Annotated in this window: 10 protein-coding genes and 2 rRNA genes (1 of these 12 only partly in view); 3 read left to right on the forward strand and 9 right to left on the reverse strand. The window is 69.8% G+C overall.

Translation table 11 applies throughout. The features are described 5' to 3' along the window. Positions 1-155 precede the first annotated feature (155 nt). On the forward strand, positions 156-749 hold the full coding sequence (locus EKH77_RS12135; RefSeq protein WP_126914408.1) for a GNAT family N-acetyltransferase: 594 nt from the start codon (positions 156-158) through the stop codon (positions 747-749). Between the two features lie 13 nt (positions 750-762). Next, complete coding sequence (locus EKH77_RS12140; protein ID WP_126914409.1) at positions 763-2025, forward strand: winged helix-turn-helix domain-containing protein; 1263 nt, start codon at positions 763-765, stop codon at positions 2023-2025. Between the two features lie 3 nt (positions 2026-2028). Here EKH77_RS12140 and EKH77_RS12145 read toward each other — a convergent pair whose 3' ends face one another. From EKH77_RS12145 to mtnA, 7 genes are all read right to left on the reverse strand, one after another. Beyond that, entirely contained in the window at positions 2029-2772 is a 744-nt protein-coding gene (locus tag EKH77_RS12145) for a response regulator (protein WP_126914410.1), read from the reverse strand. A gap of 200 nt (positions 2773-2972) precedes the next feature. Then, positions 2973-3659, reverse strand: a complete 687-nt coding sequence (hpf, locus tag EKH77_RS12150) for a ribosome hibernation-promoting factor, HPF/YfiA family (protein ID WP_126914411.1) — start codon at positions 3657-3659, stop codon at positions 2973-2975. Positions 3660-3999: 340 nt separating this feature from the next. Further along, a complete protein-coding gene (locus EKH77_RS12155; protein ID WP_126914412.1) occupies positions 4000-4725 on the reverse strand; it encodes a ComF family protein in 726 nt (241 codons plus the stop codon). Positions 4726-4875: 150 nt separating this feature from the next. After that, positions 4876-6717, reverse strand: a complete 1842-nt coding sequence (locus EKH77_RS12160; RefSeq protein WP_240667326.1) for an LpqB family beta-propeller domain-containing protein — start codon at positions 6715-6717, stop codon at positions 4876-4878. Further along, positions 6701-8725 (reverse strand): MtrAB system histidine kinase MtrB, encoded by a 2025-nt coding sequence (mtrB, locus tag EKH77_RS12165; RefSeq protein WP_430981029.1) that lies wholly within the window; start codon positions 8723-8725, stop codon positions 6701-6703. Before mtrB ends, EKH77_RS12160 begins: the two co-directional genes overlap by 17 nt. Before the next feature lie 46 nt (positions 8726-8771). Then, positions 8772-9449: a two-component system response regulator MtrA gene (gene mtrA, locus EKH77_RS12170; protein ID WP_126914414.1), complete on the reverse strand. Its 678-nt coding sequence runs from the start codon at positions 9447-9449 to the stop codon at positions 8772-8774. After that, complete coding sequence (gene mtnA / locus EKH77_RS12175; RefSeq protein WP_126914415.1) at positions 9446-10573, reverse strand: S-methyl-5-thioribose-1-phosphate isomerase; 1128 nt, start codon at positions 10571-10573, stop codon at positions 9446-9448. Before mtnA ends, mtrA begins: the two co-directional genes overlap by 4 nt. A gap of 196 nt (positions 10574-10769) precedes the next feature. Between mtnA and EKH77_RS12180 the strand changes: the two genes are divergently transcribed. After that, positions 10770-11906, forward strand: a complete 1137-nt coding sequence (locus EKH77_RS12180) for a glycerophosphoryl diester phosphodiesterase membrane domain-containing protein (protein ID WP_126914416.1) — start codon at positions 10770-10772, stop codon at positions 11904-11906. A gap of 126 nt (positions 11907-12032) precedes the next feature. On the opposite strand, the gene rrf is transcribed toward EKH77_RS12180, so the two are convergent. Both rrf and EKH77_RS12190 read right to left on the reverse strand, forming a co-directional pair. Continuing rightward, a 5S ribosomal RNA gene (rrf, locus tag EKH77_RS12185) occupies positions 12033-12149 on the reverse strand. A gap of 75 nt (positions 12150-12224) precedes the next feature. Continuing rightward, a 23S ribosomal RNA gene (locus EKH77_RS12190) occupies positions 12225-13693 on the reverse strand; it runs 1654 nt beyond the window's last position.

The raw sequence follows: 13693 nt of genomic DNA on the forward strand, positions 1-13693 counted from the left end.
CAACGGCCATCGTAAGCGAGGACCCCACCACGCCGGGAGGTCCGTCATCACCGAGGCCGGGTGTCACCCACTGTGAGAACGAACGGCACTCCCGGAAGGTGCCGGAGCGGCGAAATTCGGACACGTCCGAAGCGCCCCGAATCTAGACTCCGCCCATGGAGCCCATACATCTGACCACCGAACGCCTGCTGCTGCGCCCGTTCACCTCGTCGGACGTACCCGCCGTCCACGCGGCCTGCCAGGACCCCGACATCCCGCGCTACACCAGCGTGCCCTCCCCCTACACCCCGGAGGACGCCCGCGCGTTCGTCGAGGGGAAGTGCCCGGACGGCTGGCGCGACGACTCCATGTACACCTTCGGTCTCTTCTCCCGCGAGGACGGCCGGCTGATCGGCTCCATGTGCCTGGTGCGGCTCGCCGAGCTGCGCACCCCCGAGCGCCAGGCCGAGCTCGGCTACTGGACCGCCAAGGAGGGCCGGGGCCGCGGATACACCGTGGAGGCCGCGCGCGAGGTGATCCGCTGGGCCTTCGAGGACCTGGGCGTCGAGCGCCTGGAGTGGTACGCCGAAGCGGGCAACGAGGGCTCGCGCGCCGTCGCCCTGAAGGCCGGGTTCCGGATGGAGGGCACGATGCGATCGAAGATCGTCTACAACGGCACCCGCCGCGACGCCTGGATCGGCTCGCTGCTCCCCTCGGACCTCGGCCGGCCGACGCAGACCCCCTACCTGCCGTTTCCCGAGCGCGGCTGATCATCACCGGGTGATGTCAGTGGTCCCCTCTAGGGTGATCGGCATGACAACTGCCGTCACCGTCAAGGCCGGTACGCCCGGCGCCCGCCCTTCCGGGGACCGGGGGGCCGCCGTCCGGCTCTCCGCCGACGAGGCGCGCCGGCTGGCCCTCCGCGCGCAGGGCCTCCTCGGCGCGCCGGACCGGAAGGCGGGCCCCCGGGGGGTGCTGCGCCGGCTGGGCGCGGTCCAGCTGGACACGATCTCGGTGCTCGCCCGCTCGCACGAGCTGGTGCCCTACGCGCGGCTGGGCGCCGTCGGGCGGGGCACGGTCGAGGAGGCGTACTGGAGCGGGGACGCCGAGACGGGGGCCTTCGAGTACTGGTCGCACGCGGCGTGCATCCTGCCGATCGAGGAGTGGCCGCTGTTCGCCTTCCGCCGCCGGGCCATGCGGGAGCGGGGCCACCGCTGGCACATCATGGCGGACGCCGACCGTTCGTGCGCGGCCGTCCGGGACCGGCTCAGGGCCGAGGGCCCCCTGACGGCCACGGACCTGGGCGGCGCCAAGAACGGCGGCGAGTGGTACGACTGGTCCGAGACGAAGATCGCGGTGGAGTGGCTGCTCGACACCGGCGAGGTGGTCTGCACCCGCCGGCGCGGCTGGAAGCGGGTCTACGACCTGACCGAGCGCGCCGTGCCGGACGCCCTCTTCCACGACGACCTCGACGACGCCGAGTGCGTACGGCGCCTGGTGGCCCAGGCGGGCGCGGCGATGGGCGTGGCGACGCGCGCGGACCTGGCGGACTATCACCGGCTCAAGGGCGAGCAGGTCGACGCCGTCATCGACGGTACGGGGCTGGTGCCGGTCGAGGTGGCGGGCTGGGACAAGCAGGCGTGGGCGGACCCGGCGGCGCTGGCCGAGGAGCCCCGTGGCCGCCACCGCACGACGCTGCTCTCGCCGTTCGACTCGCTGATCTGGGACCGGCCGCGCACGGAGCGGATATTCGGCTTCACCCACCGGCTGGAGGCGTATGTGCCCAAGGCGCGGCGGGTGCACGGCTACTTCGCGATGCCGCTGCTGACGGGCGGCGGGCTGGCGGGCCGGGTGGACCCGGCGCGCGAGGGCCGGACGCTGGTGGCCCGGCAGGTGTCGCTCGAGGGGCCCAGGGCCGTCGAGCCCATGGCCCGGGCGCTGTGGGAGGCGGCCGGGTGGGTGGGCTGCGACAGCGTGCGCGTCGAGCGCTGCGACGACGCGAAGCTGGCCGCCGCCCTGGTGAGCGCCCTGACCGCCCTCGGCTGAGGCTCAGCGGATCTCGAGGATCTTCTCCCGCATCGCGTAGACGACCGCTTCCATCCTGGAGTGCAGCTGGAGCTTCTCCAGGATGTTGCGGACGTGGTTCTTGACGGTGTTCTCGCTGATGAACAACTCCTTGGCGATGTCCCGGTTGTTCATCCCGGTGGCGACGAGCTTGAGCACCTCCAGCTCGCGGTCGGTGAGCCGGGGGGCGGGCACCAGCCTGCGCTCGTCGGTCCGCTGGATCATCGACTTGAACTCGGTCAGGAGCTTGGAGGCCATCGACGGGCTGATCTGGGACTGGCCGTCGGCGACCGCCCGGATGGCCGTCGCCACCTCGTCGGTGGAGATCTCCTTGAGGAGATAGCCGGTCGCCCCGGCCTTGATGGCGTCGTAGAGGTCGGCTTCCTCGTCGCTGATCGTCAGCATGATGATCTTCGCGCTGGGGGCCACCTCCTTGATGGAGGTGCAGGCCTCGATGCCGCCGCGCTTGGGCATCCGGACGTCCATGAGAACGATGTCGGGCAGCAGGTCGGCCGCCTTGTCCACCGCCTCCGCGCCGTCCCCGGCCTCGCCGACGACCTCGATGTCCTCCTCGTGCTTGAGGACGATCTCCAGCCCCCTGCGGAAGAGCGCGTGGTCGTCCACGACCAGGACCCTGATCGGTTCCCGCCGGGCGGCGTCCCGCTCGTCCCGGGCACCTTCTTCGTCGTCCTCGTCGGCCCCGATCACGGGCCCGAACCTGTCCGCCACTGTTCCTCCCCCTGAAGGCCATGGCCCGTCGCGGTCGCTCGGTCCGGCGCCGCCCCAAACGGCTCCGGCGGACCGGTGGTTGGTCCGGGCCATGATTTCATGCCGGGCCGCCGGACGGTGCTTCCCCGGCCGCGGAGGTGGCGCGCCGCACAAGCGGTGCCCCGGGAGCGCGCCGGGCGCTCCCGGGGCACCGTCACGGGTCAGCCGCCGAGCTCCCCGCCCGCTCCTCCGGGCTCTCCGGCGTAGAAGGGGTCGCTGTTCAGGCGGATGACGCCGTAGTCGTACGCGTGCCGCCGGTAGACGACACTGGGCATCTTGGTCTCGGAGTCGACGAACAGATAGAAGTCGTGGCCGACCAACTCCATTTCATACAGCGCCTGGTCGAGCGCCATGGGGGCCGCGGAGTGGGTCTTCTCGCGGACCACCAGGGGGCCTTCTCCCCGGATCTCCAGTGGTCCCATGTGGGTGACGGGCACCTCGCCCGCTCCCTGCTCCGCGACGAGTTCACCGCTGTCGTTGAGCTCTGCGGCGCCGATGACGGCGCCGACGTCGCTGGCCGGGACGCGTCCGTTGCCCCGGCGGGAATGACGCTTGTCGTGCTGCTTGCGCAGCCGTGCCTCGAGCTTGTTCGTGGCCAGATCGAGCGCGGCATAGGGATCCGTCGCTGCGGCCTCCGCCCGGATGACCGGTCCCCGGGAGATCACCGTGATCTCCACTCGGTCGGAGCGGTCGGCCTGCCTCGGGTTGGGCTCTTTGGACACCTCCACGTCGAGGCGAATCACCTTGCCGTCCAGCTTCTGGACCTTGTCCAGCTTCAGCTTCTCGGCCACGTGCTTGCGAAACCGCTCGGGCACCTCTGTCTTGCGGCCCTTGACGACGATGTCCACGCAGAACTCCGTTCCCGGATCGCTCCGCCGAAGGTTGCGGAGCGCATCCCTCTTGCATCAGGCCCCGGGGGCACCGGAGCCACCGACTAAGCGGTTTTCACCTCCTCCTCCCCCGTCGGCGAGATCTACACCCCACCCGGCCCCAAGGCGCCTCGGGTGCTTCCTACAAGCTTCCGCCTAGGCGTGCAAAGCACGCCAATCGGAGATACCAGGCATAGATCCTGCCCTTCCTCACAACCGAACATATCTCGCTCGGAAGCCCGTCGGTACCCCCTATCGCGACGTACCTCCGTTCAGGTGTTTTCCGGCCGTTTCCCTCAGCAACGCAGGGCGTTCTCCGTCAGTTCCGGTGGTTTCCGAACGTTCTCGGTGCCGCCGCGATCACCGCCGCGGCCACGACCCGGCCGTCGCCGGCCGTCACCGCGCGCGCCGCCTCCGCCAGCGAGGCGCCGGTCGTCATGAGGTCGTCCACCAGCACCACCGGCCCTCCCGACCGCCACAGCCGCTCCGCTCCCCGGACGGCCTCCATCGCCCCCGCCACGTTCGCCACCCGCCGACGGGCGTCCACACCCGACTGGTCGAGGACGGGCCGCCGCAACCGCAGCACCGCCGCGACCCGCGCGGACGTCCCGGAGCCGCGCAGCGCCCGGGCCGCCGCCAGCGCGAGCCGCCGCCCGGCGTCCTGCCCCCGCCCCGCCACCGCCGACCGCGCGGAAGGCACCGGCACGAGCAATATCGGGCCCCTCCGACCCCGTACATCCCACCCCGCACCAGAGCGACCGGCCGCCCCGACCGCGCCCGCCAGCGCGGCGCCCAGCGGGTCGGCCAGCGCGAGGCCACCCCGCTCCTTGTGCGCGATCAGCGCCGAGCGCACCCCGCCCTCGTACCGCGCGGCCGCGTACACGGGCGGCAGCCCGGCCGGGACCGGATCCGGCCGCACCCGCCGCGCCGGACGCCCCCACAGCTCCGCACCGCATTCCCCGCACAGCACGGACCGCGGCAGCCCGCACCCCGCGCAGTCCACCGGCGTCACCAGGCCGGCGAGTTCCTGCCACCACCCGCGCATGGCTCCACTCTCGCGCGCGGCAACCGAAGCCGCCACCCCTGTGGACAACCCGCGCGGCCGCCCCAGGAATGCCCGCCGGCCTGCGCGAACGCGACGCTCACCGCCGCGCCGAGCACCGACCGCGCCCGCACCACGGGGCGCCACCGGCCGTCACCCGGGGTAGACCGGAGCCGTACCTTCCTTACCCACCAGCTTCCAGTTGGTGTCCGGCAACAGTCGTACGACCCCGCCGTCGCCCTCCGCGACCAGCGCCTGCGCCTTGCCCGGGTTCTCCGAGGCGGCCACGCCCCGGACCCCCGTGATCCCCGGCAGGCCGGAGCCGTTGGCCTGCGAACCGTCCGTCTCGACGTACTGGAGCTGCTGGAGGCCGCCCTGCTCGTTGCCGGCCACCAGCAGCCGGCTCGCGCCCGCCCAGGAGACGGCGTTGACGTCCACCAGCCGGGGCGCCACGTTCCGCAGCTCCTGCACCGACAGAGCGTTATGGCCGGCGCCGCCCCGCCGCTCGACCCTCCCGAGCCGCAGCACCGTATGGTCGCCCTTCGTCACCAGCAGCGCGATGCGCACACCGTCCGCGGCGATCCGCAACCCGGTGATCCGCCCGCCGTCCAGCCCGGGCACCTGGATCTCCTCGGGAGCGCCCGTGCCCCCGGGCAGCCGCAGCAGCCTCGGTCTGTCCGCATCCTGGTCCGCGACCCACAGGTCGCCCAGACCGTCCCAGCTCGGTGCCGTCAGCCCCGTTCTGGCGCCCGTACCGCCGCGCACCGTCAGCCGGGCCTCGCCCAGCGGCGCACCGGCCTGCAGCGAGGCGACGTACAGGGCCTGCCCGTTGGCCGACACACCCGCCGCACGGCGCTCCGTCCTGTCCACCGCCACCGAGCGCAGCGGAGCCGAACCGTCCGCTCCCAGCGGACCGGCGACCCGCCGCGCCTCGTCGTCCCCGTCGGCCAGGCTCACCATGCGGTGCTGGCCGTCGACGAAGTACTGCCGGTCGGGGCGCCCGGAGGTCAGGTCCGGCGCGTAGTAGCGCGCCTGCTCCTTGCCGAGCACGCAGAGCCTGGAGCCGTCCTCGCGCTGGAGCGTCACATCGGTGGCCTTGGCCGACTCCTGCACGGTGTACAGGAGCTGCGCGGCCATCCGCAGACACTGGTCCTGATTGGCGCCGGCGACCTTGTCGTTCAGCCGCACCTTCAGGCCGTTGGAGTCGTCGATGGACAGCCGCTGGTCCTCCAGCCGCGTGCCCGTGGGAAAGGCGGTGGCGGCGACCGGGTCCAGCCATGACGTCGGCCCGTCCAGCAGCGCCTTCACCGTCGACGTCACCGGGTCTATCCGCTTGCGCAGATACACGGGGTCGGCGACGAGCACCTCGCGGGACTTCCCCGCGCCGCTCGCGCCCTGCCCCAACTCGGCAAAGTAGTACTTATTGACCGACCGGTAGATGCGCTGGAAGTCGGCCACCCCGAGCACCAGACCCGGCTCCAGCCCGTCGATGCGCCACTCGCCGTCCTCGCGCGCCATGTGCAACTGGGTCTTGAACTCGCCCTCGCCCGGCTTGTACGCGTGCCTGGCGTCCACCGTCGCGACCCGCCGGCCCGTCAGCGTCACGGTGTACCCCGGCTCGCGGTCGCCGCCGGTGCGCTCGACGCGCACCTGGGGCGTCTGCGACAGCACCGTCGTGGTCGCCGATGGATCCCAGCGGCCCCGCATGCCCTTCGCCAGATACTGCCGGGCCGTCTCATAGTCCGTGTCGTCGCTGGTCGTCGCCTCCAGGAAGCCCATGACGAGCTCCAGCGGCTGCTCGTTCTTGCGCGGCGGCACGCCGTAGACCCGCACCTGGGCGTCGGCGTCGGCGCGCTGCTGCGGGGAGTCGACCGACTTCACCTCGCCGCCGTCGGGCATCGACGCGCAGCCGGCCAGCAGCGCGCCGCCGACCAGCACGGCGCCCGCGCCGGCGAACCGTCGCCTTGGGCGGGTTCCCTTACGCCTGACCGTCACGGTCGCCTCCGGTCCCGCTCCCGTTGCCCTCGGCGTCGGCCTCGCGACCGTCCCGGCCATCGGCCCGACGGGCCGCCGTGTCACCGGCACGGTCACCACTCCTCTCACCACCGAGCGCCCCTCCGGGACGCGTCACCACCCGCGCGCCGCTGCCCGGCAACGCGGTGGGATCGACCGAAGGAGGCACGTTCCTGCCATGCGCCGGTACGGGCGACCCCGCGCCGGCCACGGGCGCACCGCGCCCCGGCAGCGCCGGCGCCAGCCCGGACGCGTCCACCCCGCGGTTGCGCCGCGAGTCCTCGGGCTCCAGCGGAATCGGAGAACCGCGCAGCGGCTCGCCCGCCGTGCGCGGCAGCGTCAGCCGGAACTGCGAACCGCCACCCGGCTCGCCCCACGCCTGGAGCCAGCCACCGTGCAGCCGCGCGTCCTCCACGGCGATCGACAGGCCCAGGCCCGTACCGCCGGTCGTCCGCGCGCGGGCGGGGTCGGCGCGCCAGAAGCGGTTGAACACCCGGGTCGCCTCGCCGGGCTTGAGCCCCACGCCGTAGTCGCGCACCGCGACCGCGACCGCGCCCCCGGCCACTCCCAGCCGGACGACCACGTCCCGGCCCTCGCCGTGCTCCACGGCGTTGACCACGAGATTGCGCAGCACCCGCTCGACACGGCGGGCGTCCGCCTCGGCGATGACGGGCTGCTCGGCGCCGCGCACCAGCAGCCGGCTGCCCTTGCGGTCGGCGAGCGGCAGAGCGCCCTCGACCACCCGGTTCACCACGTCGCGCAGATCGATCGGCTCGGCCTCCAGCGCCGCCGCGCCCGCGTCGAACCGGCTGATCTCCAGCAGGTCCGCGAGCAGCGACTCGAACCGGTCCAGCTGCCCGAACAGCAGCTCGGCCGAGCGCGCGGTCACCGGATCGAAGCTGTCGCGCGCCTCATGGATGACGTCGGCCGCCATCCGTACGGTCGTCAGCGGCGTCCTCAGCTCGTGCGAGACGTCCGAGACGAACCGCCGCTGCATCCGTGAGAGCTCCTCCAGCTGCTGGATCTTCACCTGGAGGGTCTGTGCCATCTTGTTGAAGGCCTCACCCAGACGTGCGATGTCGTCCTCACCGGTGACCTTCATCCGCTCCTGGAGCACACCCGCAGCGAGCCGCTCGGAAATGCTCGCGGCCATCCGCACGGGCGTGACGATCTGCCGCACCACCAGCCAGGCGATGGCGCCCAGCAGCACGACCACGAACACCCCGGCCGTGGTCAGCGTGCCCTTCACCAGACTGAGTGACTTCTCCTCCTGCGTGAACGGGAAGAGGTAGTACAGCTGGTACGGCTTGCCGTTGACGTCATAGAGCCGCTTGCCGACGATCAGCGCCGGCTCGCCCTCGTCGGAGGCGCTCCGCTTGATCGTCCCGGGCTTCTCGAACGTGCCCGTCCGGCTGTCCAGCTGCCTGCGCAGATCCGCCGGGACACTGCGCTCCGGGTCGATGTCCCCGGAGGCCCTCGGCCCCCGCGTCCCACCCACGTACGTCGTGTCGCCGTCGCCCGCGCTGAGCGCCACCACGTGGTAGACGCCCTGCCCACCGCTGGCCAGCTGCTGCACCAGCGCCGTCAGCCACGCACCGGAGTCGGGCGTGCCGCGGGCACCGGACTGGGCGCCGTCCTGACCGTGATCGGCACCGGCGGCGTCCGCGGCGTCGCGCGCCGCCTTGAAGCCGCCCTCGGCCTGGCTCTGCGAGGCGTGCTTCTTGGCGTCCAGCAGACCGTTGCGGACCTGCCCGATGACGACCACACCGAGCAGCAGCACCACACCCAGCGACATCAGCAGGGTGGTCGCGACCACCCGCAGCTGGATGTTGCGCCGCCACAGGCGCATCGCGGGCAGCAGCGGCCTGCGCACCCAGCGCGCGTACAGCCGCAGCACCGGGTGGACCGGCGCCGAGCCGGCGCCGTCCGACAGCAGCCTGCCCGCCCGCCAGAGACGCCGGAGGAGCGATATCCCCCCACCCGCGTCCACGGGCCGCCCCGCGTCCCGCTCCGGAGCGGCACCGTCACCCGGCACGTCAGCTGGGTCCGGCCTTGTAGCCCACACCACGGACGGTCACCACGATCTCCGGCCGCTCGGGGTCCTTCTCGACCTTCGAGCGCAGCCGCTGGACGTGCACGTTCACCAGCCGCGTGTCGGCGGCGTGGCGATAGCCCCAGACCTGCTCGAGCAGCACCTCACGGGTGAAGACCTGCCACGGCTTGCGCGCCAGCGCCACCAGCAGGTCGAACTCGAGCGGCGTCAGCGCGATCGACTGGCCGTCGCGCTTCACCGAGTGCCCCGCGACATCGATGATCAGATCACCGATGGTCAGCTGCTCCGGCGCCGGCTCCTCCGACCTCCGAAGCCGCGCCCGGATACGGGCCACCAGCTCCTTGGGCTTGAACGGCTTGACGATGTAGTCGTCCGCACCGGACTCCAGCCCGACCACCACGTCGACCGTGTCGCTCTTGGCCGTCAGCATCACGATCGGCACCCCGGACTCTGCTCGGATCAGCCTGCACACCTCAATGCCATCACGGCCGGGCAGCATCAGATCCAGCAAAACAAGATCGGGTTTGGCCTCACGAAAAGCGGCGAGCGCCTTGTCGCCGTCCGCCACGAACGACGGCTCGAAACCCTCACCACGAAGCACGATTCCGAGCATCTCGGCCAGTGCGGTGTCGTCATCGACGACAAGAACGCGTCCCTTCATATCGACATCATCCCATTACCCGATCGTGACCTGGCACACAGCTCTGCCAGACCCGCCTCCGTCACGGGTGAAACAACCCCGTTTTCCGTGACAATGGCGGTCACCAACTCCGGCGGTGTGATATCGAACGCAGGGTTGTAGGCCTGCGTACCCAGGGGCGCCACCGGGTTTCCGGAAACGCTTCCCGGGAACTCCGTGACCTCGTACCCGGGCCGTTGCTCCACCTCGATCGCGGCACCGTCGCTGGTCCCGAGATCGACCGTCGTGGTCGGCGCGACGACGATGAACGGCACGTGGTGATAGCGGGCGAGCACCGCCAGCGGATAGCTGCCCACCTTGTTCGCCACCGACCCGTCCGCCGCCACCCGGTCCGCGCCGATCAGCACCGCGTCGACCTCACCCGCCGAGAACAGCGAACCCGCCGCGTTGTCGGACAGCAGCGTGTACGGCATACCGGCCCGGGCGGCCTCGTACGCCGTCAGCCGGGCCCCCTGCAGCAACGGACGCGTCTCGTCCACCCACAGCCGCCGCAGCTCCCGCACCCGGTGCGCCGCGCCCGCCACGGCGAAGGCGGTGCCCTCGCCACCGGAGACCAGGGCACCCGTGTTGCAGTGGGTCAGAAGGCGGTATCCGCCCCCGGGCAGCAGCTCCTCGAGCAGTTCCAGGCCGTGCGCGGCCATACGGGCGCTGGCGTCCGCGTCCTCCTGGTGCAGGGCACGGGCCTCGGCGAGGGCGGCAGCGGCCGCCTGGAGGCCGTCGGCACCGCTTCCGGCAGCCGTACGGTACGCCGCCAGCGCGCGCCGCACCCCGTAGCCGAGGTTCACGGCGGTCGGGCGGGCGTGGGCGAGCATTTCGGCGGCCTCCTCCACGTCGAAGCCGCGGACGGCCGCGAGGGCGAGGCCGTACGCGCCCGCGACGCCGAGGAGCGGGGCGCCGCGCACGGCGAGCGCTCGTATCGCCTCGATCAGCGCGGGGACGTCGGTACAGACCAGCTCGATCTCTTCCGTGGGCAGCCTCCGCTGGTCGAGGAGGACGAGCACGGGTCCCTCGGGCAGCTCCTCCCAGCGCAGGGCCGGAACGGAGGATCCGGTGCCGGACGCGGATGCCGCGTACTGATCAGCCATTGGTCCAGTCTGCCCCGCGCACACCAACTATTGAAGGCCTCCCCTGACGGCCTCCCCCTTACGAGCCCCTACGAGCCGCTCGGGCGCTTGCCGCCTCGCACGCGCTTACTGACACGATGACTGACCGGTAAACCGCTCGGACGAGCCGCTGGACGGCGAACACGGGCATCAGAGGGAGCTACAGGAGAAACACGGGATGAACGACTCTCCGGACCGCACCCCGCAGGGCCGGGGCCGCGCCCGGGCCAACAGCGGAAGCGGCAACGACAACAGCGGCGGGCAGTGGGGCAACAGCAGCGGCTGGGGCGGTGGTGGTGGCAGCAGCGGTAACGGGAGTGGCGGCTGGGGTGGCCAACAGTGGAGCCCGCCGCCTCCGCCGGCTCCCCGGCCCGGCGTCGTGCCCCTACGGCCCCTCGGCGTCGGCGAGATCCTGGACGGCGCTGTCAGCACGACGCGCCTGTACTGGCGGACGGTCCTCGGGGTCTCCGCGACCGTCGCCCTCGGTACCCAGGCGGCCGGGACCACGGTAACGGGGCTGTGGTTCCGCGACGTGGCGGGCCTGAACAAGCTCGCCGACCCGGGCACAGCGGATCTTCACGAGGTGCTGGACGCCGTCGGCAAGTCCCTGGGCAGCCTGACCGTCGCCTCACTCGTCGGGCTGGTGGGCACGATCATCGCGAGCGCCATGCTGACCGTTGTCGTGAGCCGCGCCGTGCTGGGCCGACCCGCTTCCATGGGCGACGCCTGGCGGGACGCCCGGCCCCGGCTGCTCGCCCTGACCGGACTGTTTCTGCTGGTCCCTCTGCTCATGGCGGCGGCGTTCGCGGTGTGCCTGGTCCCGGGGCTGGCGGTCGCCGCAGGTTCCGACGCGGGGATTTCCGGTGATCCGAGCGGTGGCGGTGCGGGCCTGCTGGCTCTCGGCGGGCTCGCCGGCATGGCGGTGGCAGCCTGGCTGTGGGTCCGCTACAGCCTTGCGGCGCCGGCGCTCATGCTCGAAAAGCAGGGTGTCATCGGTGCTATGCGTCGCTCGGCGAAGCTTGTGCGGGGTGCGGGCTGGCGGATCTTTGGAATACAGGTTCTGGCCGCCTTTATCGTTTTCATGATCGGTTCAATGGCGCAGATACCGACGAGTCTGATTGATGGACTCGTGACCGGTGAATCCACCATGGATCATTTGACGTGGACGTCTTTGATCATCAATGGCGTCGGTGCGGCGATCGGTTCTGCACTGGCTCTGCCGATCACTGCCGGCGTGACCGCGCTGCTGTATATGGATCAGCGGATCCGTCGCGAGTCGCTTGATATCGAGCTCGCGCGTGCTGCGGGTATGTAAGAGCTGAGCTTTTCCCTGGGTGGGCGTCTTGAGGATGCCCACCCGGGGAGCACGCGGGCTTGGATCTGGCCGTAAACGCAAGAAAGCCCTGGTGGGTATCCCCACCAGGGCTTTCTTTTAAAAGGAGTTCGGCGGCGTCCTACTCTCCCACAGGGTCCCCCCTGCAGTACCATCGGCGCTGAAAGGCTTAGCTTCCGGGTTCGGAATGTAACCGGGCGTTTCCCTAACGCTATGACCACCGAAACACTATGAAATTAACGTCATCCGGCACTTTGGATGTTCGTTATTTCAGAACTAACACAGTGGACGCGAGCAACTGAGGACAAGCCCTCGGCCTATTAGTACCAGTCAGCTCCAACCGTTACCGGTCTTCCACACCTGGCCTATCAACCCAGTCGTCTACTGGGAGCCTTACCCCATCAAGTGGGTGGGAGTCCTCATCTCGAAGCAGGCTTCCCGCTTAGATGCTTTCAGCGGTTATCCCTCCCGAACGTAGCCAACCAGCCATGCCCTTGGCAGGACAACTGGCACACCAGAGGTTCGTCCGTCCCGGTCCTCTCGTACTAGGGACAGCCCTTCTCAAGACTCCTACGCGCACAGCGGATAGGGACCGAACTGTCTCACGACGTTCTAAACCCAGCTCGCGTACCGCTTTAATGGGCGAACAGCCCAACCCTTGGGACCGACTCCAGCCCCAGGATGCGACGAGCCGACATCGAGGTGCCAAACCATCCCGTCGATATGGACTCTTGGGGAAGATCAGCCTGTTATCCCCGGGGTACCTTTTATCCGTTGAGCGACGGCGCTTCCACAAGCCACCGCCGGATCACTAGTCCCGACTTTCGTCCCTGCTCGACCCGTCGGTCTCACAGTCAAGCTCCCTTGTGCACTTACACTCAACACCTGATTGCCAACCAGGCTGAGGGAACCTTTGGGCGCCTCCGTTACCCTTTAGGAGGCAACCGCCCCAGTTAAACTACCCACCAGACACTGTCCCTGATCCGGATCACGGACCCAGGTTAGACATCCAGCACGACCAGAGTGGTATTTCAACGACGACTCCACACACACTGGCGTGCATGCTTCACAGTCTCCCACCTATCCTACACAAGCCGAACCGAACACCAATATCAAGCTATAGTAAAGGTCCCGGGGTCTTTCCGTCCTGCTGCGCGAAACGAGCATCTTTACTCGTAGTGCAATTTCACCGGGCCTATGGTTGAGACAGTCGAGAAGTCGTTACGCCATTCGTGCAGGTCGGAACTTACCCGACAAGGAATTTCGCTACCTTAGGATGGTTATAGTTACCACCGCCGTTTACTGGCGCTTAAGTTCTCAGCTTCGCCCCACCGAAATGGAGCTAACCGGTCCCCTTAACGTTCCAGCACCGGGCAGGCGTCAGTCCGTATACATCGCCTTACGGCTTCGCACGGACCTGTGTTTTTAGTAAACAGTCGCTTCTCGCTGGTCTCTGCGGCCACCCCCAGCTCAGAGCGCGAAGCTCATCACCAGAAATGGCCCCCCTTCTCCCGAAGTTACGGGGGCATTTTGCCGAGTTCCTTAACCATAGTTCACCCGAACGCCTCGGTATTCTCTACCTGACCACCTGAGTCGGTTTAGGGTACGGGCCGCCATGAAACTCGCTAGAGGCTTTTCTCGACAGCATAGGATCATCCACTTCACCACAATCGGCTCGGCATCAGGTCTCAGGCTTCATGCTGTCCGGATTTACCTGGACAACGCCCTACACCCTTACCCCGGGACTACCACCGCCCGGGCTGGACTAC

It is taken from the genome of Streptomyces luteoverticillatus, assembly GCF_003970715.1.
Classification (GTDB): Bacteria; Actinomycetota; Actinomycetes; order Streptomycetales; family Streptomycetaceae; genus Streptomyces; species Streptomyces abikoensis.